Here is a 25,888-nt window from a genome sequence, read left to right as displayed (position 1 = left end):
GTTATAAAAAAATTACATAACTTTATTTTGATAATTGAAGAACATGCTCTGAAGTAGAATTTAAGACTTCTCACACATTGCTTCCTTTCATGGGACATCATAGAATAGGGATGATAGGTTAGTAAGGTTGAATAGGATTTTAATTGAGGGGAGAATCCAGCTATGGATATTACCAAGGCGTTCACGGATGAACCGTTTAGAGAATACATATTGGAGCATTTTTGTGATCAGCGTGGATATATACAAGAAAGTGATGTTTCAGAAGTGAGAACGTTGAACGTGTCCCAAATTGCTGCAAGTAACCTTCAGGGAATTGAATACTTTGTTGAACTTCAAGAGCTGGACTGCGCGTACAATCAACTGATTAGTCTGGATCTAAGTCATAACCACAAGCTGAATAGGTTGGATTGCAGAGAGAATCAGCTTCTTGCACTGGATCTCCGCGCCAACACAGCGTTGGAAGTGCTCAATGTTAGTTTCAATCGACTTCGGAAGCTGGATCTATCTCATAATCACAAACTTGTCGCCATAGAGTGTCATTGGAATATGTTATCGAATTTAGACTTACAGGATCTTCAGCAGTTGAAGGAGCTTGGTTGTGGCTATAACGCTCTCTTTTCTCTTGAACTTGCACACAATAAACAACTAGAGCGGGTAGATTGTGCACATAATTATATGTTGGAGCTTGATCTAGCCACATGTCCTAATCTGGTAGAGCTCCGCTGTAACCATAATCATATCAAGAAACTTAATCTTCGTTCGAATCTGTTATTAGAGAGCGTTCGGTGCTTTAATAACCACATTGATGAGCTGGATATCAGCCAGAATGAACGTTTGGTTGAACTGTATTGTTCTGATAATAAATTAAAGCAGTTGGATAATCGTCATAATCCGAAGCTAGAGAGACTCCAATATGCAGATAATCTAATCGTGGAAAAGAATCATGAAATCCATGGTATGGGTGTATTTCAATATGACGCTTCAATGACCAACTATCGCATGCCAGTGCTTATTCAGGAGAATGAGCTTGTGGTTACGGTACAAGTTTCAACCCAAGCTGAGATGGAAGACTTATCGACGTATATCGAAGAGGTCTGGAGACAGTGGGATCTGCTCTGTGCCCGTGCACTGGAGATGATTGCTGAGGCGCATCCTGATGAAGATGTGAGTGAATTAGTTTTGGCTGATGCTGAATTCCAGCCTGATCGTTATTTCCGTTTAGGTTATGATGCGGGAGATACACCAGCTGGGCAATTATATATCTATGTCGAGTTTAATGGTGACCTGGAGGTTGCCAACGATTTAGTCTATGAAACGTATTGAGGACATCCATGATTAAAATGGATAGATTCATGGATGAAAATAGAACACGATGTGAACTTTCTGTATCCAAAAAGGCTATTCCCAGATACGCGTGGTCTGGTGAATAGCCTTTTATTCGAATATCTCAGATGAAATCGGATTAAAGTGCGGTGGTCAATCTGATGTTATTCGGCACTCATTTTGTTAAAGCTAACATATTCATGAATTGGTTTACGATACCCACGAGGGCGCTGCTTCGCTTCGGATTTTTTGCCCATGGTGATCAGCATCGCAGGTACATAATGTGCAGGAATATCCAAGCTACGTTGTAGCTCTTCAGCGTCAAAGCCAATCATAGGGCAGGTATCCCAGCCACGATCCTGTGCGATCAGCATCAATTGCATGGCAGACAGGCTGGCATTGCGAATCGCATCCTCACGTTGGAAGAACTTGCCGCGTGTTTCATAAAATTCAATGACGCTCTGCGATTCCTGTTCATATTGGAACGGAGTGAGAGCCCCTAGATTCAACAGACCTTCGTTGATTGTCTGGATATGGTGGTGTGCGTTGACATCGCCTAAGACGACAATAACAGCTGAGGCTGTTTTTACTTTATATTGCTGTGAAGCTTCGTATACTTTCTCTTTCTGTGCTGCATCCGTAATCACCAGATAATGCGTATGTTGTAGATTGAAGGCAGAGGGTGCGAATTTATTCAGTGCGAACATTTCCTGCAACTCAGCTTCTGAAATCTCAATTCCTTCTTCAAAAATAACGGCCGATCTACGCTCTTTAACTAATCTCTCCAGCTCACTCATGGTAGCTTACCTCGCTTATGTATGATTTATAAACTGACTATAACACACTTAGTTACTTTATGTAAGTATTATTTTCTGAATAAGACAAGATGGGTTTGCCATAATGTAAAATAAAACAGTCTGAGGTGATTCATGAAAAGCTTTATTACACGTCTAAAAACCATGAATGCTCATCCTGAATTTCGGGTGTATGTCATTGAATCCTCTGCCATAAAACGCTTTTTCGTCTTGGAAATTATTTTGGGAACCCTCGTATATAATCTCGCACTGTACTTATCTCACAATGCATTATTAGCCGGAGTCGGTTCCTGGGCTGGAACAGAAGGCGTGAAACGATTACCCGTAGTATTCAAAAGAATAGCTTTTGCATGACTTGCTGGAATGACAACGTAAGGGATAATGGAAGAGTACGTGATTAGGTGTATGTATGAATAATGAAATAGGGGGGGAGCAAGAAGAGCTATCAATACCTCTTCTTGCTCCAATCATAGCTGATCTATATGAGATGGTGAGCATAGGTAGTGTCCTGCCACCATCATCCTTTGGTCCTTTAGATAATATGAATGAATGTGTCCGGTGTTGCTAATCTTATTTGGCACGCTCTAAATATTGTTCAAGCGTCAGTTTTTGGCTTGTAATTTCACCTGCAATATATACGCCGACATAGCGTACATGCCATGGCTCATACGAATAACCTGTTAATTTCTCCTGATCTTTGCCATAACGAATGATGAATCCGTATTTGTGCGCGTTAGCTTTTAGCCACTTACCTTCCTTGGTATTGCCAAAGCTTTGTTGTAGATCGTAACCAGCAGAGGCACTGGATATATCCATGGCAAGTCCAGTCTGATGCTCACTCTGACCTGGTCGAGCACTTGTTTTATTTGCCACCGCTTCACCTTTAATACTCGCATTGCGGTCAAAGATAGACTTTTGCGTTGCATAGGAACGATAACCTGACACAGCTTTGATATCAATGCCGTCTTTTTTTGCCGCAGCAAATAATTTCTCGATCGCAGTCGCGGCAACTTTACGCATTTGCTTCTTCGGGCTGGAACCGGAGAAGCTAAAAGGAATATTAGGCACAACTAGATCTTGAGGAGTATAAGTTGAAGGTAGATTTCTCTTCTTGTTAACAAGCACAACCGTGCTGGAGACATTCGTTACAGTTGCTACATTTTTAATAGTTTTGATCGTACGTCCTGGTGCATTATCATGCAAGAATTGTGTGAAGCTTGAGCTTGCAGCCGATGCTACTGGAGTAAGTGTATGATTTAATGGGAGCGTAGTGAATGCAGAGCCGGCTACGACAGAGCCAACTAGTATAGTAGAAATAATGGATTTACGAGACAATGATTTCATGATGTGTGTTCCTCCTCGGTTATATCAATCTATATACCGAGTATACTAGAGGATTATATCCATAGGTTCTCCAATTGTTTCCGAGTTGTAAACAAAGTTGATTCATCTTCTATTTGAATTGATGGTAGAGATGCAAAAAGAGATAGAGCTACAATAAAAGGATAAATAGATATAAAAAGACGTTGCAATAACTGCAACGTCTTAGATGTACCAATTCACATTATCGTTTGATGGAATATGCGTTTATTTCAATGAACAAGCGGCGTCGGATGCACTGGAACTGCCAGCGGCTACAGCACGTATATCTCTCACACGCACGTTGCTACTAAGTACACCAGCGTCACTGCTTAAGGTGAATGAGGCATAATTCTGCTCTGTGTCCAGTTTCATCTGCTGTTCAAGGTTCAATTGCTGTTTCGGATCAACATAGAATGGAACCAGGTTGGTCTCAATCTGTTCATCTAGTGCAGCAGGTTCATCGATAAGCAAAATGACAATGATTCCATTACAGCCGCATCCTTCGGTATCATAGAATACTTTGAAATATCCGGGTTGATCGTTCAAGCTCTCTGTTAGCCGAGCAGCAGCAAGATCTGTAATTTGAATATGCATATCGTTACACTCCTTTATAGGTTGACCGAAGTCATGAATGTAAATGGTTGAAACTTACTTCTTCTTTCATTATACCACTTTCACAACGAATCAACGCATTTTTTTGATCATTAGAGTGAAACTGAGGGTATTAAGTATGAGTACTCTTGCTTGTTAGAGGTGCCGCAAGCTTGCTTGCCGAAGTATGAAGCATGGGGATATTAAGCATAGAAAGGATGAGAATGATGACATCAGATTTTCTTAAGCGTCAAGCAGGGACATGGACAACTGAACCGGTAGCTACTCGGATGGATGGTGAACGACTTATTGTAGAAGCGAAGGAAGGCAGTGACTTTTGGGAGAAAACCTTTTATGGATTCGTTCATCAAAGTGGACATGCCTTACTTGAAGCTTGGGAGGGCAACGAGGCGATTGAGGTTTCATTTGATTTGAGCTCATTTACGGAGTTGTATGATCAAGCAGGGCTGATGCTCTGGCATGGTTCGAATCAATGGATCAAGGCAGGTGTCGAAGTAAATGACGGCGTGGCACATGTGGGAGCGGTCGTCACAGATGGCTACTCGGATTGGTCGCTATCACCCGTACCCGAATGGGGTGGACGGATCGTTACCATACGCGCATCGTATCATAACGAAGCTGTTGTAATTCGTGCCCGCACGGATGAACATGCATGGCGGACGATTCGTGTTGCAAGGTTTGCATACACTGAGAACAAGCAAGCAGGGCCATTTTTATGCTCGCCGAAGCGTGCGGGATTCGAGGTTGCGTTTACGAAGTGGAGATCAACAGCACCTGATGAAGATTTGCATACCGACCCGCCTATTCTAGATTGAATGTATGAAATTTGGATAAACGCAAAAAAAGACGGTGCTGAATAGCCCCGTCTTTGTGTTTATATTGTGTTTGCATCATGTGAATTTTGATCGTTGCTTATTTTAAAAAATAAGGCATCAGAATGGTGCACAGATCTGCACTACTTTTAATTCGAATCTTTAGCTTCAGAATTGGAGTCCGCGTTATCCTCACTGTTGTCCTCTGCTTCGTTCAACTCACGCATGCGCTCTTCATAATCATCAAGGAACCATAGTGGATCCATGTTGTCTTCCTCGCCGTTATAATTAATCAGCACCTCGTCGCCTGCTTGAATGTCCGTATACGCATAAAAATCAAATGTGTGATTTTCAAAGTTGATCTCGTAAGTTGCATTTGGCTCGTAGGAGTGGTTAATCAAGCTCCCATATCCAAGCAGGATCGCTGTATGATTAGCCCCGTATTCAAATACGTAATCTTCAAGAATTGTTTTCTCAATATGCTCATGATCTTCGTTAGGATAAGGGACAACTGGTGCTTGGTGGAACAACTGTCCTTTAGGAATATTAACGGTAGCAAAAACCCCGCGGTTGAATTCACCATCACCTAATTTGGATTGTTTTACTTCAATCATTATGTTCACCTAATGCTCTGCCTAGAGCTCCGTTCTTATTAATAGTTTGAGAGGTTGTTAAAAAAGTCCGCTTTTGATTACGAAGGATGCGCGAGTAGCATCTCAGCGTCGAATATGGGATTCAGCCGAAATGTCCGTTGCTCACGTAGTTTTGCCTACGCTCCGCTACTCCATTTCTATCTTCATCCCATCTGCTTGGTACTGAAAACCGCTCTTTTTGAACACGCACTTTAAGGTCAAATTTTACCCTATCTCATCTTTAATGGCAAATGTTAACCGGTGTACGTCATGTTTAGATAAATTCATAAGAGAAAACTTGGCCAATAGAAATATCTAACTTAAAATTTTAAAAGTTGACGTTGAGTTGTACAGGATAGAACGCTTATAATATACAAGAATAAGTCTATATAGAAAAGGTGTCATGAATGAGTATATTAAATGTGGAAAAATTAAGTCACGGTTTCGGTGACCGTGCTATCTTTACTGACGTATCTTTCCGCCTCCTGAAAGGCGAACACATTGGATTAATTGGAGCCAATGGTGAAGGTAAATCAACCTTCATGAACATTATTACAGGTAAACTCCAGCCAGACGAGGGCAAGGTGGAATGGTCCAAGCGGATGCGTGTAGGTTATTTGGATCAGCATGCCGTATTAAGCAAAGGACAATCCATTCGTGATGTACTTCGCGGTGCGTTCCAGTATCTGTTTGATATGGAGCAGGAAATGAACGACATGTATGGCAAAATGGGAGATGTGACTCCAGAAGAGCTTGAGCAACTGCTTGAGGATGTTGGCACGATCCAAGATACGTTGACGAACCAGGATTTTTACATGATCGATGCTAAAGTGGATGAGACAGCACGTGGTCTTGGTCTTACAGACATTGGCTTGGACAAAGACGTTAACGATCTAAGTGGTGGACAACGTACGAAGGTATTGCTTGCTAAGCTGCTGCTTGAGAAACCTGACATTTTGCTCCTGGACGAGCCGACGAACTATTTGGATGAGCAACATATCGAATGGTTGAAACGTTACTTGCAGGAATATGAGAATGCCTTCATTCTGATCTCGCATGATATTCCATTCCTGAATAGCGTAATTAACTTGATCTATCATATGGAAAATCAAGATCTGACTCGTTATGTCGGAGACTATGATCATTTCCAAGAAGTGTATGAGATGAAAAAGCAACAACTGGAGTCGGCTTATAAGCGCCAACAACAGGAAATTGCTGACCTCAAAGACTTCGTTGCTCGCAACAAGGCAAGTGTGGCAACGCGGAATATGGCGATGTCCAGACAGAAGAAGCTTGATAAAATGGATGTTATTGAGCTGGCGAAGGAGAAGCCGAAGCCACAGTTTAACTTCCGTGATGCAAGAACTTCTGGCAAGCTTATTTTCGAAACAAAAGGGCTTGTGATTGGTTATAATGAACCATTGTCCAGACCGCTTGATTTGCGTATGGAACGTGGTCAGAAGATTGCGCTTGTCGGCGCAAACGGAATTGGTAAAACGACGCTGATGCGTAGCATTTTGGGAGAGATTCAAGCTCTGGAAGGTACTGTGCAGCGCGGAGAACATCTGGAGATTGGATACTTCCAGCAAGAAATGAAGGATGCGAATTACAACACTTGTATCGAAGAGATCTGGCAGGAGTTCCCTTCTTATACCCAGTTTGAAGTACGTGCTGCTCTAGCGAAATGCGGACTAACAACGAAGCATATCGAGAGTAAAGTTGCCGTACTTAGTGGTGGGGAAAAGGCGAAAGTCCGTTTGTGCAAGCTGATCAACAATGAAACCAACCTGCTTGTACTCGATGAGCCGACGAACCATCTGGACGTTGATGCGAAGGATGAACTGAAACGTGCACTCAAAGCATACAAAGGCAGCATTTTGCTGATCTCTCACGAACCTGAATTTTACCGTGACGTTGTTACCGAAACGTGGAACTGCGAATCATGGACAACGAAGGTATTCTAGAAATTGAAGTAGAAAAGCTGTCTTAAGAAAATTTAAACGTTCAACTCACATTAGAGTTGATGAACTAGGTAAACCATCATTGGAAAAGGATCATTCCATGCCAATGATGGTTTATTTTTTATAAAAAAACAATATTTAATATGGTAGAGTTAGTTTCTCAAATCCTGCATTTCACTGCGTGAATCATGAAAAACTTCTACCTAGTTGATAGGCTTGTTCCAGCAAGCCGTCGATGTGTTGCCTGGATTCTGAGAGCGTTTCATAAAGGAAGACTACATCGGAATGTTGAATTCCTGCATAGCCAGCAATACCGTTGTTGAGATAATTCGTAATCATCTCGCTGTATCCATATTTTTCGAAAACGGCCTCTGTACCTCCAGCCAAACCAATCCACAGTGTCTTTTTGGAATTAACTTTGTGGAGCAGTCCCATGTTCCATATTTTATCCAAGTAAGCCTTGAGCATCGAAGGCACACTATACCACCAAATAGGGAAGATCAGTACAATGGCATCGGCATCAAGAATTCGATCCATTTCCTTACGAATAGCAGGAGCATAATGCTTGTTGGGATTCTGCCAATCCTTTTCATCTTCCGCGGTATACAGCGGGTCAAATCCATCATGATACAAGTCTAGAATATCGACTTCATGGTGATTCTCTTTTATACCAACGATAAATTGGTTCATAACAGCAAATGTTAGAGAATCCTGTCTAGGATGAGTAACAACTAATTTAATTTTCATGATTAATTCCTTCCTTTAACCTCATTTTGGTGATCCGTGATGACAGATGTTATTATAAGTTTCATGATGTGCTACTGAGAAGTACGCACCTTAAGGTGCTGTAGAAACCTTCGAGTACTTCGGTTACTTTGGGTAACCTAGAAATAGAACTTTGAATAGAGGAGGATTAGGGTGGAAGAAGTAACCAAGAAATATGAGAGCGGTGTACAAGCTTTGTTAGAACTAGTAGGCGGAAAGTGGAGAATTCTCATTTTGCATCAATTGATATCCGGTCGGAAACGAACAAGTGAGCTGCGGAGAGCGATTCCCGCTATTACCCAGAAAGTGCTTACCCAACAACTCCGTGAGCTTGAAAAGCATGGAATTATAAACCGTATCGTCTATTACGAGATTCCTCCGAAAGTAGAGTATGAGATCAGTGAGTACGGATTAACCTTGCAGAACATTATTGATCAGATTTGTATGTGGGGAGAGAGCCATCTAGACAAAATGTATGGTGACAAAAACAAAGTGCTGGAAAATCGTTTTAGTGATTACACTCCAACGTCGATTACAACTTGATAAAATGATGCATAAACCATCCTCCATTAGAGAGGGTGGTTTTGTTGTTTTTTGTCCTTTATTAGAGAAACTGATAAATGGTATAAAATCATTGAAATTGACCCTCACCATTGGGTGTGATAGGTTCAATGTAGTAGAAATTTATTAATATGATCATTTTAGTAGGAATTAAAATCGAAGCAATGCGTGAGGTGGACAATGGTGGAACTACAAGTGACTAACAGCCCATTTAATCAGGAACAGGTGGAATTGCTCAATCGCCTTCTTCCGACTCTGACCGATGGACAACGGGCTTGGCTGAGCGGATATATAGCTGCACAACAAGGAAGCGTGGCAGGGGCGTCAGGTTCGATTGCAACTCAGACTGCTCAGACGGCAACCCTTGCGACTGAAAATACACCTGTTGCATCAAAAGAAGTAACAGTGCTCTTTGGCTCTCAAACGGGGAATTCCAGTGGACTATCCAAGAAACTGGCTAAGAAACTCGAAGAACAAGGGCTACAGGTTACTCTATCCTCAATGGGAGATTTCAAACCGAACGGACTGAAAAAAATTGAGAATCTCCTGATCATAGTAAGTACTCATGGTGAAGGTGAACCACCTGATAATGCGATCCCATTGCATGAATTCCTGAACAGCAAACGAGCACCTAAGCTTGAAAGCTTGCGTTACTCGGTTCTGGCTTTGGGAGATACATCGTATGAGTTTTTCTGCCAGACAGGCAAAGATTTCGATAAACGTTTGCAAGAGCTAGGCGGTACACCACTCGTTCCACGTGTTGATTGTGATGTTGATTTTGACGAACAGGCTGCGGAGTGGATGAATGATGTATTGGCTTCATTAAGTGCTACAGCAACGTCAGTTGGATCAGTGACGAGCGAAGCAATTGTTGCCGCAGTTAGCGGCGGTGAATCGGAATTTAGCCGGACGAATCCTTTCCAAGCAGAAGTGCTGGAAAATCTGAATTTGAATGGTAGAGGATCAGATCGGGAAACGCGCCATGTAGAGTTGTCACTTGAAGGTTCTAACCTGAATTATGAGCCCGGCGACAGCCTAGGCGTATTTCCAGAGAACCACCCTCGCCTTGTTGACGAATTAATTGCTGCGATGGAATGGAATGCGGATGAACGTGTTACTGTGAACAAAGCAGGGGATCAGGTAGCGGTACGTGAAGCATTATTGCGTTATTTTGAGATTACTGCTGTAACTAAACCCGTAGCTGAGCAATTAGCTAAATTGAAACCTGAGAGCGGTCTGTCAGCACTGCTTGCAGATGATTCGGAATTCCGCAAAGTGATGAATAGCTGTGACCTGCTGGATATCGTTCAGGATTATAGACTGCAAGGCATTCCGGCTGGGCAGTTTGTAGCGGTATTGCGGAAGATTCCAGCGCGACTGTATTCAATTGCTAGTAGTTCCAAGTCATTCCCAGATGAAGTACACCTTACAGTGCGTACCGTTCGTTATGAAGCACGGGGAAGAGAGCGCTATGGCGTATGTTCCGTACATTTGGCTGAGCGCATTGAAGCAGGCGACACGCTGCCAATATATATTCAGCACAACCCTAACTTTAAACTGCCTGAGAATCCTGACACCCCAATTATTATGGTGGGTCCTGGTACGGGGGTGGCTCCATTCCGATCATTCCTCGGGGAACGGGAAGAGACTGGAGCAGAGGGTAAATCATGGTTGTTCTACGGTGATCAGCATTTCTCTACAGACTTCCTCTACCAGACGGAGTGGCAACGCTGGCTTAAAGACGGTGTTCTCACAAAGATGGATGTAGCCTTCTCCCGTGATACGGAGCAGAAAGTATATGTACAACACCGCATGTTGGAACACAGCAAAGAGCTGTATCAATGGTTGCAAGAAGGTGCGAGTGTATATGTTTGTGGAGATGAGAAAAAGATGGCTCATGACGTTCACAGTGCACTTGCAACTATTCTGGAGCAAGAAGGCGGTCTGACTCCTGAGCAAGCAGCAGAATATCTGACAAGATTGCAACAGGATAAACGTTATCAGCGGGATGTGTATTAATTCATCTATTGCCACAAGGGCACCCGTAGAAACGAGAGGAGAAAGCAGCATGGTTTATAATAATTTACTTAACCCACAGCGCACGAATAGTGATGTGGAAGATATAAAGATCAAAAGTGATTACTTGCGCGGAAGTCTTACCGAAACGCTTGCAGATCGCATTACCGGTGCGATTCCTGAGGACGATAACCGTTTGATGAAACATCACGGTAGTTATATGCAGGATGATCGTGACCTACGTAATGAGCGTAATAAGTCTAAGCTTGAGCCAGCTTACCAGTTCATGCTGCGTGTCCGTGCTGCAGGCGGAATCGTAACACCTGAACAATGGCTTATGATGGATCGTGTCGCGCACAAATATGCAAATAACACGATTCGTTTGACCACACGTCAATCCTTCCAACTGCATGGTGTATTGAAATGGGATCTCAAAAATACGATTCGTGAAGTAAATGACTCCTTGCTGAGCACACTCGCTGCATGTGGAGACGTGAACCGGAACGTGATGTGCAATCCGAATCCGAATCAATCGGAAGTTCATGCAGAAGTATACGAATGGGCATGTCAGGTCAGTAATCATCTTGACCCTCGTACCCGTGCGTATCACGAGTTGTGGTTGGATGGAGAGAAAATCATTGATTCCCAGGAGAGCGATGAAGAAGTAGAGCCGATCTATGGCAAAGTATATTTGCCACGTAAATTCAAGATCGGTATCGCCGTTCCACCATCTAATGATGTAGATGTGTTCTCACAGGATCTTGGTTTTATCGCGATTGTGGAAAATGGAAAACTTCAGGGCTTCAACGTCTCTGTTGGCGGTGGCATGGGCATGTCCCATGGTGACTCCAAAACGTATCCGCAGGTGTCCAAAGTGATTGGCTTCTGTACACCAGAGCAGATGATTGATGTTGCTGAGAAAACAGTGACAATTCAACGGGATTACGGAGATCGTGCCGTGCGTAAACATGCGCGATTCAAATATACGCTGGATGACCGCGGAGTAGAGTGGTTTGTTGAGGAATTGAGCAGTCGCCTGGGTTGGAAGCTGGATGCAGCTCGTCCATTCCACTTTGATCACAACGGGGATCGTTATGGCTGGGTAAAAGGCAACAACGGCAGATGGCACTTTACGTTATTCATTCAGAATGGCCGGGTAAAAGATATCGATGGATATCCTCTCATGACGGGTCTTCGCGAGATTGCTAAGATTCATACAGGGGATTTCCGTCTGACTGCTAATCAGAACCTGATTATCGGTAATATCAGCAGCCAGAAGAAGAAAAAGATCGAAGCATTGATTCAAGAATACCATCTGACTGACGGGGCACACTATTCAGCGCTACGGAGAAGTTCGATGGCTTGTGTTGCCTTGCCAACGTGTGGTCTTGCCATGGCTGAATCCGAACGTTATCTTCCATCCTTGATTGATAAGCTGGAGCCGGTATTGGATGAAGCTGGTTTACGAGACGAAGAGATCGTTGTACGTATGACAGGTTGCCCGAATGGCTGTGCAAGACCAATGCTTGCAGAGATTTCATTTATCGGTAAAGCGCCTGGTAAATACAACATGTATCTCGGTGGCAGCTTCACTGGGCATCGCTTGAATAAATTGTACAAAGAAAACATCGGCGAAACCGAAATTCTGGAGACGTTGACTCCAATGATTAATCAATATGCGACACAGCGTAATGAAGGCGAGCATTTCGGTGACTTTGTCATTCGTGCAGGTTATGTTACTGAAGTGCTGGATGGCCGACAATTTCATGCTTAACTGTATCTGCAATATTGCATGATAGATCCGAGCATTTTCTTGTGATTTCAAACGAAAGAAGCATTCCTAAGCGGAGTGCTTCTTGCTGTATTTAACCAAATATATACAAATTGAACTGAACATTTACACGAGAACGGAGAGGACAGAAATAACAAGGAGAAGCGGAGCGTTCGCCTTTATCCCGGATTTTTCCTTTGAAAAAGGGAATCAAAAAAATCTGGGGATAACAGCGATCGGAAGGTTATTCTGTCATCGGAGTGGCAGGTGTGAACATTCTTTATTTCAACATATATAGATAAATTAGCAAGGTTATACTCACGCTATAAAGCGTCTCATCAGAGGGTAAACTGTGGCGAAACTTTAAACTCAGATCAATAACAGTCGCTATTTTTCCCATTATTTCGTGGGTATTAACTTGTTGAACCACGCTCAACAAGATATAATGACAAAGTAGAAAGCAGATTACATGTTGAAAGTGAGCGGAAACGATATGGGTCGTAAGTGGAATAATATTAAGGAAAAAAAAGCTTCAAAAGATGCAAACACGAGCCGGGTCTACGCCAAATTCGGTGTTGAGATCTATGTAGCTGCCAAAAAAGGCGAACCAGATCCGGAAGCAAACCGTGCACTGAAAGTCGTGCTGGAACGTGCGAAAACGTATAATGTACCCAAAGCCATCATTGACCGTGCGATGGAAAAAGCAAAAGGCAGCGGGGATGAAAACTATGAAGAACTGCGTTACGAAGGTTTCGGTCCGAACGGTGCGATGGTCATCGTAGATGCACTGACTAACAACGTGAATCGTACAGCGCCAGAAGTGCGCTCTGCGTTTAACAAAAACGGCGGAAACATGGGTGTCAGCGGTTCCGTGGCATACATGTTTGATCCAACGGCTGTAATCGGTGTAGAAGGTAAGAACTCCGAGGAAGTGCTGGAGATCCTGCTTGAAGCTGATGTAGATGTTCGTGACATCGTGGACGAAGAAGATGCGGTAATCGTCTATGCAGAGCCGGATCAATTCCATGCGGTACAAGAAGCATTCAAAGCTGCGGGTGTAACTGAATTCACTGTAGCCGAGCTGACGATGCTGGCGCAAAACCACATTGAACTTCCCGAGGATGCACAGGCTCAATTCGAAAAATTGATTGATGCCCTGGAAGACCTGGAAGATGTTCAGCAAGTGTACCATAACGTGGAGTTTGCAGAGTAAGCGGCAGATTTGTATATTCAAAAGGACGAGTCATTGATATCGATGACCCGTCCTTTTTCTATCTACCTATGTCTTCATAGTAATGTTATAAGTGTAAGTCTATTAATTTTCAAGAAGTACCCACAGCTTGGCGCAACTTGCTGAATTGAAGATTGGCGACTTTTAATCAATGACTTTGTCTGCTAGGCGCTGAAGCACGTGAGGACTTCGCTTGACCGCCAAACTTAAACAGAACAATTCCGCCTACAATAACGAGCACGCCGATTAACTGGTTCCACGAGAATGGGATCTGCTCTAGCCCAAACCATCCCATGGCATCAAATAGAAGAGCGAAGCTTAACTGTGAAGTAAGCACAATTGAAATGGCATACGTTGGGCCTAGAAGCTTCATACCTTGCACAAGGCAAAATACCACACCAACGCCAATCGCTCCGCTGAGCCAATACCAGGGCTGCATATGCTGGAGGCTAAATGTATTTTTGCCCTCCACTAGGATAGAGATTAGAAATGAAGCCAAAAAGCCGGTAAACAGTACCAGCGTCGTTGTAGACCACGAGCCAGTACGTTCATTGACTTTACTATTAAAGATCGTCTGTAAACTGACAAGTGCACCTGCTAGCAGAGCAAGCAAAATACCTGTAATGATCATGGGTTGTAATGCTCCTTATTCGTAAATGTTATGACCCGCCACTTCCCGTAGACCTGCCCGATCCTTGACGAGGATAAAGCCTTGGTTTCGCTCAATGAGACCATCCACACACAGCTTTTGAATGACACGATTCAAATGCCGATAACTTGTGCCGATCAGATTCGCAATATCCGTCAAATTGAAAGCATCCAATTCTTCATGAAATACGGTACCATCCTCCTCGGTGGAGATGGAGAGTAGGTAACTAGCTAACCGAACTTCGACTGGATACATCAGATTAAAGTTGGAGAAGTTGGAGTCAATATAAAACTTGTGCGAGATAATCTTCAGTAGAAATTTCAACATGGGCGCGTATTCGCCAGCATACTCAGCCAGGTAGCGATAATGAATGCGTAGCATAACTACAGGTGAGACGGCTTGCACCGTGTTAACGATGTTACTCTCCCGAACATATTCGATATCACCGACGACTTCCAACGGTGTTTTGAAGCAGAGCACTAATGTTTTATCTTGAGCTGATGTAGTGAAGATTTTGATCTTGCCTTCCACCAGCACATATAAATATTCGGATGGCTCTCCTTCACGACAGATCAGCTCACATTTTTCAAAACGGCATAACGTCATATGTGCACGCAGAGGTTCATAAAATACCTTTTCCAGTTCATACTGTTCAAGATAATGAAGCAATTGTTCGTTATTATGGATTTCTTCCATTACGTATGCACCCCATCTGACGTTAATCTAGACAACTATAGCTTCATAATAATGACTCCTGTGATCATAAGCGCGATGCCCAGAAATTGTGGCAGTTTCATCTTCTGCTTCACCACACCAAACCATCCATTACTATCGACTAGAAACGTTAACGTCAATTGTGCAATCAACAAGGCAGAGATGGTGAATGTTACACCCATTTGCTGAATTGCGGATACTTCACTGAATATAATGACAGCACCGAATGCTCCGCCTGCGAGATATAACGGCTTCACTTGCTTGAGTCCCTGTATGTTGGCATCACGTACAACGATCAAGATAAGCGCAGCCAGAATGAATCCGGTGAGCTGGGTAATTGTAGCGGCTTGCCATGTGCCAATGTCTGTACTAATGCGTGTATTCGCTACCCCTTGTAGCGTAATACATGCACCGCCTAATATTGCAAAAATAATTCCTCTCATCGTGGTACTCTCCTTATCCTGCATGTTGCAACAGTTCCAGTTCAATGTAGACTGTCGATAAACTTCCGAATTCTATTAAATGACAAAATAGCTTGGTAAGCCAAGGACAAATGTCCTGAGATTCAAAGTTACAGCATTTAGAGTACACGAAGAGAAAACAAAAAGCCACTCACGAGGAGGGCTTAAGTAATATTTTAGTTAATGGAAGATGAAATAAAATGCATATAACAACTTGTTATAACACCTTGAATATAGGTTGATCCGCTACAAAATGAATAGGTACAGTGGGGAACACTGTAGATAATCTGTCTGCGAGAAGTTTCATACCAGAGGCTTCGCTCTCCGCATGTCCCATCATAATAAGAGCCTTATCCTTCCCTTGCTGTACCGCATCTCGCACATATTCTGGGGTCTCCCATTCGAAGCCTTCGCCTGCAATGATAAGATCAAGCTGCTCATTCTGAAATAGCGGGATGGTCAGTGGAGCATTACCGCGAAAACCAACAAGGACTGCTGCGCGCCTACAATCCATCGTTGGACTGCCAACTACGCGGACGTATTCAAGACCTAAGGTTCTCTTCATATGGTGAGCAATATCCTGTACGGTTGTGTCAGCGGGAAAAGAAAGAATATCAGCTTCTGGTCTGTGCTGCTCCACATAGGCTGACCATCCCAAAGCTTGAATCAAGCCTTCCGTAATGCCGTCAGGTTGGTATCTATGAATGGCATCATGACAGCGATAAATCGCAATATTTTCTTCCTGAATCAAGCTTTTCTTAGCTTCGTACACTGGGTCATCTATCAACCAATCCGTGTGGCTGTGATGGTTATAGAAGGGAGGTTCATGGGCGATAATCAGATTAGCATTCAATCGAACGGCGTGTTCAATGACATGATGTGTTGGCATAAAGGTTACAAAAATGCCTTGAACAGCTTGATCGGGCGCACCAATCAGCAATTGATCTACTGTATTTTCCGGTAACGTTATGTCTGTCGTGAGATGTTGGATTACATCCTGAATGGTTAACTTCATATGTATAATTCCTCCAGTGACAGGTGATATGAATAGTGTACCATGCGGTGGTAGACTGGACTACTTTCAATTCAGGAGATAGGGAGATATTGTATTCTTTTCACAATAGATGAGCATCCATAGTTCAGACTAGGTAGGTTTGTTTCAATGTGGATACCCTTGATTAATGAATGAGTTAAGGGTGTTTTTTTTATTTCGGACATCAAGATCTGACCAGAATTCAGTTTACGCTTACGGTAACAACCTTGGATCGAATGTCACATAACATGCCGTGGATTCTTGTAGTTTTCTCGTTCAAGAAAAAGTATACTAGCATAGTATCTTTGTCGGATAAAATGGAATATCTAATCCTATCTAAACTGATATTACATGCAATAAGTCCTGTTTATGGATGAAGAGAACTTATAGAAAAGGATGATGATTTTCATGACAACAAGCAATCTTATGGAACGTCTCAAAACAGAGACCGCTCATTATCATAGACAAATTGAACTTAACGATTATGCTAAAGCAATTATGAATCAAACGATAAGCTTGGGAGAATATAAGCAATATCTGGAGAAATTCTACGGATTTATCAAACCCATCGAAGAACAGGCAGTTAATATGCCTTTTTGGAATAACACGGGTCTTGATATCGAAGTCAGAGGTAAGACGGTGCTTCTGGAGAACGATTTGCGGAATTTAGGTTCGAGCGATGAGGAGATCCGCAATCTGCCCTTGTGTGAGCAATTGCCAGACATTTCTTCTCCGGCTCAATTATTCGGCTATTTCTATGTGATTGAAGGTTCTACGAATGGTGGTCAGATTATGACCAAGCGATTGTCGCAGTTTTTGCCGATTGAAGCGGATCGGGGTCTTGCATATTTTAACGCGTATGGTGATGATACCAGAACGAGATGGAAAGAGTTCATGGAGCTTCTGCTTCAATCTGTTTCCAAGACGGAAGAGCATGACGAGATGGTGCACACAGCTTCTGAGACATTCCGCTTGTTGGATCAATGGATTAATACAGCTGACTAAGCGACAGTTATACAGTTATCATGTAAGAACAAGCGCAGGGGAGAGGATCTGTAATTCATGACCGAATCGAATTCGAGCAAAGACAACAAACAGTTAAACCGTACGCTACTGAGCCAGGGTACGTATACGAATGATCCTATAGATTTGAATAATTGTGATAAAGAGCCGATTCATATTCCGGGTTTTATCCAGCCGCATGGCGTGCTCTTGGCCGTGAACACTAGTAATATGCCCACCATTGTCCAATGCAGTCAGAATACAGAAGAGTATCTTGGTCTGGCAACAGATGAGATTTTGGGTCTTCCACTTGAATCATTGGTGGTAAGGACAGTCTACAAAATGTGATGAGCTGCACTTTCAATGCGGCGGTGACATCCGATCTACAGTACATGGATCTGACGGTTGATGTATCTGGCGAGCTACGAACTTTTTCGACAGTAATACATGAGAGTGAAGGTTTATTAATTCTGGAGATGGAACCTTCTAACCCCGACGAGAAGGCTGCTATAGAGACCAATGATTATTTGTGGATTTCACGTTTTTTTGGACGGATTAAGAGCACGAGCAACCGCACCCAGGCTAGTCAGATCGCGGCAGAGCAAGTGAAGGAAATGCTGGGATATGATCGGGTTATGATCTACGAATTCGATGAAAAATGGAACGGAAAAGTTATCGCTGAGGCGCGTGAAGAACATCTCGAACCTTTCCTGGGACATCACTATCCTGCGTCGGATATCCCTAAACAAGCCAGGGAGCTGTATCTGCGGAATTGGCTGCGTACCATTGTAGATGTGAATTATCAACCGGTAGAGATTGTACCGTTGCTTCAACCTTTGACAGGTAAACCTCTGAACTTAAGCTTATCCGTGCTTCGCAGTGTATCCCCCCTACACATTGAGTATTTGCAAAATATGGGTGTAGGCGCAACGGTGACGATCTCTCTCATTAATGACAATAAATTATGGGGCTTGATTACATGTCATCATTATTCACCAAGGTATGTGCCGCATCGCATTCGTAACTTGTGTAATTTCCTGGGGTCATTTTTCTCCAGCGAATTGTTTCAACGTCATCAACTGGACGAGTATCAGGCTGAGATTCAGTCACGTGAGCAAGCTGCACGAATCTCGAATATCTTTATAGGTAATACAAGCCCAGCAAGAGTGGTGGAGGAATTACAGGGTGAGCAACAAACTTTGCTAAATCTTATGGGAGCTTCGGGTGCGGCCGTTTGTTATCAGGACAAGCTACTGCTCTATGGGGATACGCCAACTTGGGAGCAAGTGAGAGGACTCGCAGCATGGCTGGCAGGCGAATCTGAGGATTACAGTTATCATACGTCCCAGCTAAGTTTGGAATATGAACCAGCTAAGGCGTATAAGGAAAAAGCATCCGGGATTGTATATGTTGCTATATCACCAGGACAGCATCATTACATCATCTGGTTCCGGCCAGAAGTCGTGCAGTTGGTGGATTGGGCAGGAGATCCGGCTAAAGCGGTAATCAAAAAGGATGATGGCATTCGATTGTCTCCACGCAAATCGTTTGAGAAATGGAGGGAAGTTGTGAAATCCACCTCCTATCCTTGGACAGCCAAGGAACTTAACGTGCTTCCATTGCTCAAAACGATCGTGCGCCGTCAAACTGAGAACCAGTTGGTACAAGCTGAGGAGCAGGCGTTGCAGAATGCACGTATTTTACGTCAGAATGAACAGCGATATTTGCAGCTGATGGATTTCTCACCAGTTGCTTTTCTCACCTTAACAGATGGGAAAATAATATACTGTAACAGTCGTGCAGCCGAACTACTTGGGTTTGAAACGACCAAAAATCTTATTGGCATGGACTTTAAAAGGCTGGTACCGGAGAAGGCGCAAGGAACGTTGCAGAAAAGTATTGATGAGCTACAGCGGAGCAGCACGCAGTTGTTTACGAACCAATCGTATTTCATCACAGCCACAGGAACCTCGCTGCTGCTGGAGATCACCCTTGCTTCGGTTACGCATGGGGGTAAGCCATCATTAATGGTGCTCCTTAACAGCGGTGCTTCGCATCACGATCAGGATCATTATAATCAAACAACGCATCAGCTACAGAATGTCTTAAATACGGACCCATTAACGGACATGCCCGTTCAAGCAATCTTTAAATCACAGCTGCAAAACGACTGGGATGAATGCCTACGGGACAATTGCAGCCTCGGATTGCTGTTCATTGATATAGATGATTTTCGTTCATACAATGCAACGTATGGCTTACAAGGCGGGGATCTGTGTCTGCAATGGATCGGTGAAGTGCTCACCGTTGTATGTGAGCAATATGATGCCTTAATTTCTCGCTTACAAGGGGAACCTTCATGCTGAAACTGAAGGGAACCACTTCTGAGCGTTCTGCAGAACTTGCAGAAGAGATTAGACAACATGTGCTCGCACTGCAAATCCAGCGTGATTTATCAGATCCGAATGAAGTCGTGACCGTCAGTGTTGGCGGAGCAGTATTCGTGCCTCATGAGCAGTTAACGATATCGGATCTGATCGAGAAGGCTGGTCAAGCGCTTCTGCAAGCCAAGAGTGAAGGCAAGAACCGTGTTGTGGTCGTTTAAAATCGAATGAGATATGGCGTTTGAACTAGCAACAGTTCAAACGCCATTTTTTTGTTCACCACTGGAATAGGACAAGTGTTATAATGAGCGGTATGGATACACTTGTTCGTATTCTCTACTAGAGGATGGGGTGAAGTATGAAACAATGGAAGACAATTCCAGGCAATTAGAATTTACCGAGATTGATCTAAGTGAGGATGCTAGCACAACTGAAGTTCCTATACCTGAACGATCAACTTTGACTCGCGCTCCCTTTGATAAACAAGTTACGAACGGAGGCGTTTTGTCATCGGAGCGAAGGTTCGCCCAGGAAGCACGACAATATATCGAATTGCAGGGAGAAGAGGCACCATTTGTGCCTTTTATGAGTTATTGGCCAACGTATGGTGTGATGAGCGAGTCACAACAAAAGTGGTATTTCTACTGGCGATCTGAAGTACGTGCCGAAAGATATATGGATACGGACTTGTCATATCTTTTTGTACACATCTACGAGTTAATTAATGGTATTGGATGGCAAGAGCCTGAATGGGGATATGAGCAACTAAAACGATTATGGGTTAATTATCGGGAACGATTCCCGCAACTTGATGTGTACATGCAGGATTGGCTTGTCGACTATGGGCTTGTGCATCAAGTGCAGATGTCTTTAACTGAGATCATGAATATCACTAAGAGTTATCTTCCAATGGAGATATCGGATATGGAGCTGCATCGGTTGCTGACGAGTGACGTGTCGAAATTGTCGTTGAAACTGCTCAGCAGATATTATGAATATGACATTACTCTCAGTAAATTTTATAGAGATCAAGGTCAACTTGCATTGGAACGGTATATACCACAAGTGATGGTTCTAATGGAATCCTATCTGCAACGAACCCGTGGGTAGGATTGATCGATCATTTGCAGTTGACGAAGGAGAAGAGCATCAAACGTGCGTTATTTCGCAAAGCTGTTTATGATGATACATTGTATGGAAAAGCGATTGATCTTACCTTTGTTCCCGTTGGTGACAGTGCTCCATTCTGTTCAATGATTACAAGGATTTTCCGCTGTACTGAAAATAAACTACGGGAATTACTTGGTTTCAGAGGCAGACTGCGTGGGAAGACCCTCGATACTGAATTTGCTCAAGTCATAGAGCGATATCTAGATAAGGTATTTGCTGCTGAGCAGGAAGAACTCAAAGAAAAGCCGATGGTAAGGATTGATCAGGAGAAGCTTGCCGTCTTGCAACAGGAGAGTGACTACGTTCGAGAAGCACTTATGATAGACAAACATGAATATTCGGAAGACAAGCTTGTACCAGACAATCAACTTCTGAACCAACACGAAGGGATGCAAGTGACAGAAGAACATACCTTACCGAAGATGGACGAAGTCAAGATGACTCTTCAGTTAGAGGATCTCAATATACAGCACACAATGGAAACCATGGAATCCTACGATAGTAGTACCGATATGAAGTCAAAAGAAGAAGACTTCACCTTAAAATGGAATGATTCCTCCATAGCAGAATTGGATGATGAATGGATTCTTTTTGCAGATGAGTTGGCTCCGCGACATGTGCAGGCGATATATGCATTATTAGGTGATGAACCTGATCGAGAGCTGGTGCAGGTGGCTGAGCGGAATGGTACAATGCCCACCCTTTTGCTCGATGAGATCAACGATGCAGCTATGGAAACGATCGGTGATCTACTCATTGATAACGACCGGATTGTTCCGGAGTATATAACTGTGTTTGAACATGTGAAGAGGTGATATGTAATGACAGAACTTAAAATACCGAAACGAATCACAACTGCTCTTGTCAATTCCTTAACCGCGGGTGTTGTGCCGCGGATTGGACTGGAGCAGATTGCGGTTGGCCGGAAACCTGAAGTAGGGGCAATTTTGCGAGATATGGACAATATCGCAGAAGGCGGCGCTGCATTTAAACTGATTACAGGTCGATATGGTAGTGGTAAAAGCTTTCTTTTGCAAATGATTCGCAATTATGCGATGGATCGAGAGTTTGTCGTGGCGGACGCTGACCTGTCCCCTGAGCGAAGACTTGTAGGAACCAAAGGTCAAGGACTGGCTACATATCGTGAGTTGATGACCCGCCTGTCTACACGTACACGTCCGGATGGCGGCGCATTGGAGCCTATTTTACAGAAATGGATTGCAGCGCTGCAGCAGCAAACGATGCAAAATAACGGATTAAGACCAGACGATCCAGCACTTGCCCTGCAAGTAGAGCAACAGATCTATGCCGTAACGAATGAGATGCAGAATCTGGTTCATGGATTTGATTTTGCTAAAGTACTGGCCTCGTACTGGAACGGCTATAAGCTCGGTGACGATGATCAGAAGCAAGCAGCTCTCCGCTGGTTAAGAGGGGAATATTCAACCAAGACAGAAGCCAAGAAAGAACTGGCTGTTGGCGTAATCATTGACGATGATAACTGGTACGATTATTTCAAATTATGGTCTGAGTTTATCGCCAAAATCGGATATAAAGGTTTGCTGTTGTTTATTGATGAGGCAGTTAATCTGTACAAAATTACAAATAGCGTATCGCGTCAGAGTAACTATGAGAAGCTGCTCACGATGTTTAATGATACGATGCAGGGTAAGGCAGAACATCTGGGCATTTTTGTAGGAGGAACCCCGCAGTTTGTGGAGGATGAACGTAGAGGGTTGTTCAGTTATGAAGCGCTACGTTCCAGACTGATTGACGGCCGTTATGCAGCAAGAGATTATGCCAATTATACGGGGCCTATCTTGAAGCTATCCATGTTATCTCATGAGGAAATTCTAATTCTACTACAAAAGCTTCGCCAGATTCATGCCTTGCATTTTGGTTATACTGCAAGTTTACACGATGACGAATTAGTTGATTTTATGCAAATTGCAGTTAACCGACTTGGTGCCGATGAAATGCTCACTACCCGTGAAGTGGTAAGAGATTTTATGGATGTGCTGCACACATTGCACCAGAATCCTGAAGTGACATATACACAATTGCTTGGAGAGCGAGCTGCTAAACCCGACGGATCGGGCAAAACAAGCGGTTCATCATCATCTGCAGATGAGCTGGATGATTTTCTCGCGGAATTTGAGTTATGAGCGAAGCGAACCCTTTTTATCGATTAGCGCCGTTTGTCCAGGAATTTATATATAAAAAAGATGGGAATCTCTTCGTCCAGCCCAGATCGAAGCGTGCAATATTTGTTTTCATACGCCACATCATATGTTGATTGCAGCGGGTACAGCCTCTGGCAAGACGGAAGCGGCTTTTTTCCCTGCGCTAACAGAATTGTACGAACGTCCATCTAAGTCGGTTGGAATTTTGTATATTGGACCGTTGAAAGCACTGATTAATGACCAATTTGAGCGGCTGAAGGATTTGTTGTCTGAAGGCAACATTCCAGTGTGGCATTGGCATGGAGATGTAGCTCAAGCGGAGAAAACACGTTTGGTGCGAAATCCGTCGGGTGTACTTCAGATTACACCGGAATCACTTGAAGGTCTGTTGATGAATCGACCGAATGCGATCCCAGCTCTTTTTCATGACCTGAGGTATATCATTATTGATGAAGTGCATGCTTTTATGGGAGCAGATCGGGGTATTCAAGTACTGAGTGAGCTGGCTCGAATTGAACGTATGGCAGGATGCAAGCCACGCCGTGTGGGCTTATCCGCAACCCTCAGCGATTACGATGCAGCGACTGCATGGCTTGCAGCCGGAACGGATCAAGGCGTAGATGTTGTCTCTTCGCCTGGTGGCCGAAAATTGCGCCTTCGGGTTGAACATTTCTCGTTCCCGGATGCTCGTGATGAAGAGCAGGCAGAGCATCTGCATAATGCCCGTAAAGCGTATTATGATTTTATCTACGAAAGTACTCATCGGAAGAAGGCTTTAGTCTTCACCAACAGTCGGACTGATGCTGAAGTTACCATCCTTGAGCTACGGCGAGTTGCAGCGAGAAGGCAGGAGCGTGATGTATTTCACGTCCACCATGGCAGCATATCCGCGATGCTGAGAGAAGAGACGGAGGCCGCCTTGCGAACAGGGGCAGGGCCAGCGGTAGCCGCAGCAACCGTAACACTGGAACTCGGCATTGATCTTGGAGAACTAGAACGGGTTGTGCAGCTTGGTGCGCCTTACAGTGCGTCGAGCTTTGTTCAACGACTAGGGCGATCGGGTCGACGGGATGATATGGCTTCGGAGATGTTATTTGTATGCCCAGAGGAAGAGGCGGAGGATGCTGAACTCCCTGCATGTATGCCGTGGACGTTACTTCGCGCGATTGCAGTCATTGAATTATATGTGAAGACGAAGTGGGTTGAACCACTTGAAGCTCGTAAAATGCCGATGGGAGTGCTCTACCATCAGACGATGAGTATGCTCAAAAGTATGGGTGAAGCCGAACCTAGAGAGCTGGCAGAGGCTGTCCTTTCGCTTGCCCCTTTTTCGCAGATCAACAGCAGTCAGTATGATGTTTTTCTAAATTATCTGATTGATACCGATCATTTGCAGTGGACAGAAGAGCGGACGTTAATTATTGGACTAACGGGGAGAAAACGGTAAATAATTATCGTTTCTACGCCGTTTTCAAGGATGATGAAGAGCATAAAGTGTTGAATGTTTCAGAAGAAATAGGCTCCATTACGACTGTACCGCCACCAGGCTACTGCTTCTCTCTTGCAGGGAAACTGTGGAAGGTCGAAGAGGTGGATCGTAAGCATAAGTCTGTGTACGTGAAGTCAGCGAAGGGCAAAGTGGATACATTATGGCTTGGAGCAGGCGGCGATATTCATACGATGGTGATTCAGAAAATGAGAGAAGTGTTGTCGAGTTCAGTCATCTATCCGTATCTATCACCACAGGCAGTGAATCGACTAGAGCGGGCGCGTAGATTGGCTCGTGAGACAGGATTACTGAAGCAAGTCGTCATACCAGCAGGCGGTGATTCACATTATGTATTGCCCTGGGTAGGTAGCAAAGCATTTCGTACATTAGAGCGACTTATGAAGCATAATCTATCAACCAAGTTAGCATTACGGTCTGTGGTGCCAATGGAGCCTTATTATTTTGTCGTCGCTGGCCAAGTTGATGCACGCACATTGTTAGCTGAAATCATGAGTGAATGTCGGGCAGTTGAGGATGCATCTGCGTTGCTTGCTGAGGATGAAGCACCATACCTTGGTAAATACGATGAGTTTGTAGCTCCGCCATTAATTCGCGATGCTTTTGCGGTGGATGGTTTGGATCTGCCTGGACTACAATCAGGCTTACAGCAAACGCTGGAATGGGATACAACGGACGTATAACATATGTAGGGCGTAAGAGATTGTACAACATAAGTTATCCATTTTAAATTTGTAAAAGAGGGTTGACACCATCTCACCTCCCATGTAATATATGAAAAGTCGTCACAGAAGAACACATCACAAAAGCATATTTATTTCGTATAACCTCGCAGGCCGAAAGTGTACACAGGGCGAGGGTCTCTACGGGAAGCCTATACTTCCTAACTACGATGCCAAGGGATTCATGTATTCCTTGCACGTA

At 43.8% G+C, this 25,888-nt stretch carries 21 protein-coding genes, 2 pseudogenes and 1 riboswitch; of the genes and pseudogenes, 14 read left to right on the top strand and 9 right to left on the bottom strand.

Features of this window, described 5'->3' with window-relative positions; translation table 11 throughout:
- Positions 1 to 162 precede the first annotated feature (162 nt).
- On the top strand, positions 163 to 1,323 hold the full coding sequence (locus tag DMB88_RS17775) for a leucine-rich repeat domain-containing protein (RefSeq protein ID WP_128102431.1): 1,161 nt from the start codon (positions 163 to 165) through the stop codon (positions 1,321 to 1,323).
- Positions 1,324 to 1,487: 164 nt separating this feature from the next.
- Here the strand turns inward: DMB88_RS17775 and DMB88_RS17770 are convergent, their stop codons facing one another.
- The 3 genes from DMB88_RS17770 to DMB88_RS17755 form a co-directional block, all read right to left on the bottom strand.
- On the bottom strand, positions 1,488 to 2,120 hold the full coding sequence (locus DMB88_RS17770) for a nitroreductase family protein (protein ID WP_128102430.1): 633 nt from the start codon (positions 2,118 to 2,120) through the stop codon (positions 1,488 to 1,490).
- Between the two features lie 588 nt (positions 2,121 to 2,708).
- Positions 2,709 to 3,482 carry a M15 family metallopeptidase gene (locus DMB88_RS17760; RefSeq protein ID WP_128102429.1) on the bottom strand — a complete coding sequence of 258 codons (774 nt, stop codon included), beginning with the start codon at positions 3,480 to 3,482 and terminating at the stop codon, positions 2,709 to 2,711.
- A gap of 243 nt (positions 3,483 to 3,725) precedes the next feature.
- The gene (locus tag DMB88_RS17755) at positions 3,726 to 4,094 is read right to left on the bottom strand and encodes an iron-sulfur cluster biosynthesis family protein (protein WP_128102428.1); all 369 of its coding nucleotides are present in this window, start codon (positions 4,092 to 4,094) and stop codon (positions 3,726 to 3,728) included.
- A gap of 224 nt (positions 4,095 to 4,318) precedes the next feature.
- On the opposite strand from DMB88_RS17755, the gene DMB88_RS17750 reads away from it, so the two are divergent.
- On the top strand, positions 4,319 to 4,927 hold the full coding sequence (locus DMB88_RS17750; protein WP_128104491.1) for a DUF1349 domain-containing protein: 609 nt from the start codon (positions 4,319 to 4,321) through the stop codon (positions 4,925 to 4,927).
- Positions 4,928 to 5,073: 146 nt separating this feature from the next.
- On the opposite strand, the gene DMB88_RS17745 is transcribed toward DMB88_RS17750, so the two are convergent.
- Positions 5,074 to 5,538 (bottom strand): SET domain-containing protein, encoded by a 465-nt coding sequence (locus tag DMB88_RS17745; protein WP_128102427.1) that lies wholly within the window; start codon positions 5,536 to 5,538, stop codon positions 5,074 to 5,076.
- 425 nt (positions 5,539 to 5,963) lie between these two features.
- On the opposite strand from DMB88_RS17745, the gene DMB88_RS17740 reads away from it, so the two are divergent.
- A complete protein-coding gene (locus tag DMB88_RS17740; RefSeq protein WP_128102426.1) occupies positions 5,964 to 7,520 on the top strand; it encodes an ABC-F family ATP-binding cassette domain-containing protein in 1,557 nt (518 codons plus the stop codon).
- A gap of 183 nt (positions 7,521 to 7,703) precedes the next feature.
- On the opposite strand, the gene DMB88_RS17735 is transcribed toward DMB88_RS17740, so the two are convergent.
- On the bottom strand, positions 7,704 to 8,264 hold the full coding sequence (locus DMB88_RS17735; RefSeq protein WP_128102425.1) for an NAD(P)H oxidoreductase: 561 nt from the start codon (positions 8,262 to 8,264) through the stop codon (positions 7,704 to 7,706).
- A gap of 171 nt (positions 8,265 to 8,435) precedes the next feature.
- Here DMB88_RS17735 and DMB88_RS17730 point away from each other — a divergent pair, with 171 nt between their 5' ends.
- The 4 genes from DMB88_RS17730 (at position 8,436) to DMB88_RS17715 (ending at position 13,843) form a co-directional block, all read left to right on the top strand.
- The gene (locus tag DMB88_RS17730; protein ID WP_128102424.1) at positions 8,436 to 8,825 is read left to right on the top strand and encodes a winged helix-turn-helix transcriptional regulator; all 390 of its coding nucleotides are present in this window, start codon (positions 8,436 to 8,438) and stop codon (positions 8,823 to 8,825) included.
- A 201-nt stretch (positions 8,826 to 9,026) separates the two neighbouring features.
- Positions 9,027 to 10,862 carry an assimilatory sulfite reductase (NADPH) flavoprotein subunit gene (locus tag DMB88_RS17725; RefSeq protein WP_128104490.1) on the top strand — a complete coding sequence of 612 codons (1,836 nt, stop codon included), beginning with the start codon at positions 9,027 to 9,029 and terminating at the stop codon, positions 10,860 to 10,862.
- A gap of 49 nt (positions 10,863 to 10,911) precedes the next feature.
- Positions 10,912 to 12,633: an assimilatory sulfite reductase (NADPH) hemoprotein subunit gene (cysI, locus tag DMB88_RS17720; RefSeq protein WP_128102423.1), complete on the top strand. Its 1,722-nt coding sequence runs from the start codon at positions 10,912 to 10,914 to the stop codon at positions 12,631 to 12,633.
- A 490-nt stretch (positions 12,634 to 13,123) separates the two neighbouring features.
- A complete protein-coding gene (locus DMB88_RS17715) occupies positions 13,124 to 13,843 on the top strand; it encodes a YebC/PmpR family DNA-binding transcriptional regulator (RefSeq protein ID WP_128104489.1) in 720 nt (239 codons plus the stop codon).
- 166 nt (positions 13,844 to 14,009) lie between these two features.
- On the opposite strand, the gene DMB88_RS17710 is transcribed toward DMB88_RS17715, so the two are convergent.
- The 4 genes from DMB88_RS17710 to DMB88_RS17695 form a co-directional block, all read right to left on the bottom strand.
- A complete protein-coding gene (locus DMB88_RS17710; RefSeq protein WP_128104488.1) occupies positions 14,010 to 14,489 on the bottom strand; it encodes a DMT family transporter in 480 nt (159 codons plus the stop codon).
- Between the two features lie 18 nt (positions 14,490 to 14,507).
- Positions 14,508 to 15,206 (bottom strand): Crp/Fnr family transcriptional regulator, encoded by a 699-nt coding sequence (locus DMB88_RS17705; RefSeq protein WP_128102422.1) that lies wholly within the window; start codon positions 15,204 to 15,206, stop codon positions 14,508 to 14,510.
- A 35-nt stretch (positions 15,207 to 15,241) separates the two neighbouring features.
- On the bottom strand, positions 15,242 to 15,667 hold the full coding sequence (locus DMB88_RS17700; protein WP_128102421.1) for a DMT family transporter: 426 nt from the start codon (positions 15,665 to 15,667) through the stop codon (positions 15,242 to 15,244).
- Positions 15,668 to 15,902: 235 nt separating this feature from the next.
- Positions 15,903 to 16,700, bottom strand: a complete 798-nt coding sequence (locus tag DMB88_RS17695) for a Nif3-like dinuclear metal center hexameric protein (protein WP_128102420.1) — start codon at positions 16,698 to 16,700, stop codon at positions 15,903 to 15,905.
- Positions 16,701 to 17,126: 426 nt separating this feature from the next.
- Between DMB88_RS17695 and DMB88_RS17690 the strand changes: the two genes are divergently transcribed.
- The 7 genes and pseudogenes from DMB88_RS17690 (at position 17,127) to DMB88_RS17665 (ending at position 25,647) form a co-directional block, all read left to right on the top strand.
- Positions 17,127 to 17,723, top strand: coding sequence for a biliverdin-producing heme oxygenase (locus DMB88_RS17690; protein WP_128102419.1), 597 nt, complete (start codon positions 17,127 to 17,129; stop codon positions 17,721 to 17,723).
- A gap of 57 nt (positions 17,724 to 17,780) precedes the next feature.
- Positions 17,781 to 18,068, top strand: coding sequence for a phytochrome family protein (locus DMB88_RS31400; RefSeq protein ID WP_254438239.1), 288 nt, complete (start codon positions 17,781 to 17,783; stop codon positions 18,066 to 18,068).
- A pseudogene (locus DMB88_RS17685) lies at positions 18,068 to 20,259 on the top strand (hypothetical protein); the annotation flags it as partial. The gene DMB88_RS31400 and the pseudogene DMB88_RS17685, both read left to right, overlap by 1 nt.
- Positions 20,260 to 20,470: 211 nt before the next feature.
- Positions 20,471 to 21,214: a TerB N-terminal domain-containing protein gene (locus DMB88_RS17680; RefSeq protein ID WP_217363752.1), complete on the top strand. Its 744-nt coding sequence runs from the start codon at positions 20,471 to 20,473 to the stop codon at positions 21,212 to 21,214.
- Positions 21,215 to 21,228: 14 nt separating this feature from the next.
- A complete protein-coding gene (locus tag DMB88_RS17675; protein WP_128102417.1) occupies positions 21,229 to 22,089 on the top strand; it encodes a tellurite resistance TerB C-terminal domain-containing protein in 861 nt (286 codons plus the stop codon).
- Positions 22,090 to 22,095: 6 nt separating this feature from the next.
- A complete protein-coding gene (locus DMB88_RS17670) occupies positions 22,096 to 23,439 on the top strand; it encodes an ATP-binding protein (protein ID WP_128102416.1) in 1,344 nt (447 codons plus the stop codon).
- Positions 23,436 to 25,647: pseudogene (locus tag DMB88_RS17665) on the top strand (DEAD/DEAH box helicase). Before DMB88_RS17670 ends, DMB88_RS17665 begins: the two are co-directional and overlap by 4 nt.
- 116 nt (positions 25,648 to 25,763) lie before the next feature.
- Positions 25,764 to 25,874, top strand: a riboswitch (purine riboswitch).
- Positions 25,875 to 25,888: the final 14 nt, after the last annotated feature.

Origin of the sequence: Paenibacillus sp. DCT19 (assembly GCF_003268635.1) — a bacterium.
GTDB lineage: Bacteria > Bacillota > Bacilli > Paenibacillales > Paenibacillaceae > Paenibacillus.
This window is presented reverse-complemented; position numbering and strand designations above follow the sequence as displayed.

What these genes read in the sequence shown, in the direction of transcription:
- DMB88_RS17775 (WP_128102431.1), top strand. Translation starts at nt 163, where the DNA reads ATGGATATTACCAAGGCGTTCACGGATGAACCGTTTAGAGAATACATA.
- DMB88_RS17770 (WP_128102430.1), bottom strand. Translation starts at nt 2,120, where the DNA reads ATGAGTGAGCTGGAGAGATTAGTTAAAGAGCGTAGATCGGCCGTTATT.
- DMB88_RS17760 (WP_128102429.1), bottom strand. Translation starts at nt 3,482, where the DNA reads ATGAAATCATTGTCTCGTAAATCCATTATTTCTACTATACTAGTTGGC.
- DMB88_RS17755 (WP_128102428.1), bottom strand. Translation starts at nt 4,094, where the DNA reads ATGCATATTCAAATTACAGATCTTGCTGCTGCTCGGCTAACAGAGAGC.
- DMB88_RS17750 (WP_128104491.1), top strand. Translation starts at nt 4,319, where the DNA reads ATGACATCAGATTTTCTTAAGCGTCAAGCAGGGACATGGACAACTGAA.
- DMB88_RS17745 (WP_128102427.1), bottom strand. Translation starts at nt 5,538, where the DNA reads ATGATTGAAGTAAAACAATCCAAATTAGGTGATGGTGAATTCAACCGC.
- DMB88_RS17740 (WP_128102426.1), top strand. Translation starts at nt 5,964, where the DNA reads ATGAGTATATTAAATGTGGAAAAATTAAGTCACGGTTTCGGTGACCGT.
- DMB88_RS17735 (WP_128102425.1), bottom strand. Translation starts at nt 8,264, where the DNA reads ATGAAAATTAAATTAGTTGTTACTCATCCTAGACAGGATTCTCTAACA.
- cysI (WP_128102423.1), top strand. Translation starts at nt 10,912, where the DNA reads ATGGTTTATAATAATTTACTTAACCCACAGCGCACGAATAGTGATGTG.
- DMB88_RS17715 (WP_128104489.1), top strand. Translation starts at nt 13,124, where the DNA reads ATGGGTCGTAAGTGGAATAATATTAAGGAAAAAAAAGCTTCAAAAGAT.
- DMB88_RS17705 (WP_128102422.1), bottom strand. Translation starts at nt 15,206, where the DNA reads ATGGAAGAAATCCATAATAACGAACAATTGCTTCATTATCTTGAACAG.
- DMB88_RS17700 (WP_128102421.1), bottom strand. Translation starts at nt 15,667, where the DNA reads ATGAGAGGAATTATTTTTGCAATATTAGGCGGTGCATGTATTACGCTA.
- DMB88_RS17695 (WP_128102420.1), bottom strand. Translation starts at nt 16,700, where the DNA reads ATGAAGTTAACCATTCAGGATGTAATCCAACATCTCACGACAGACATA.
- DMB88_RS17690 (WP_128102419.1), top strand. Translation starts at nt 17,127, where the DNA reads ATGACAACAAGCAATCTTATGGAACGTCTCAAAACAGAGACCGCTCAT.
- DMB88_RS31400 (WP_254438239.1), top strand. Translation starts at nt 17,781, where the DNA reads ATGACCGAATCGAATTCGAGCAAAGACAACAAACAGTTAAACCGTACG.
- DMB88_RS17680 (WP_217363752.1), top strand. Translation starts at nt 20,471, where the DNA reads ATGGAAGACAATTCCAGGCAATTAGAATTTACCGAGATTGATCTAAGT.
- DMB88_RS17670 (WP_128102416.1), top strand. Translation starts at nt 22,096, where the DNA reads ATGACAGAACTTAAAATACCGAAACGAATCACAACTGCTCTTGTCAAT.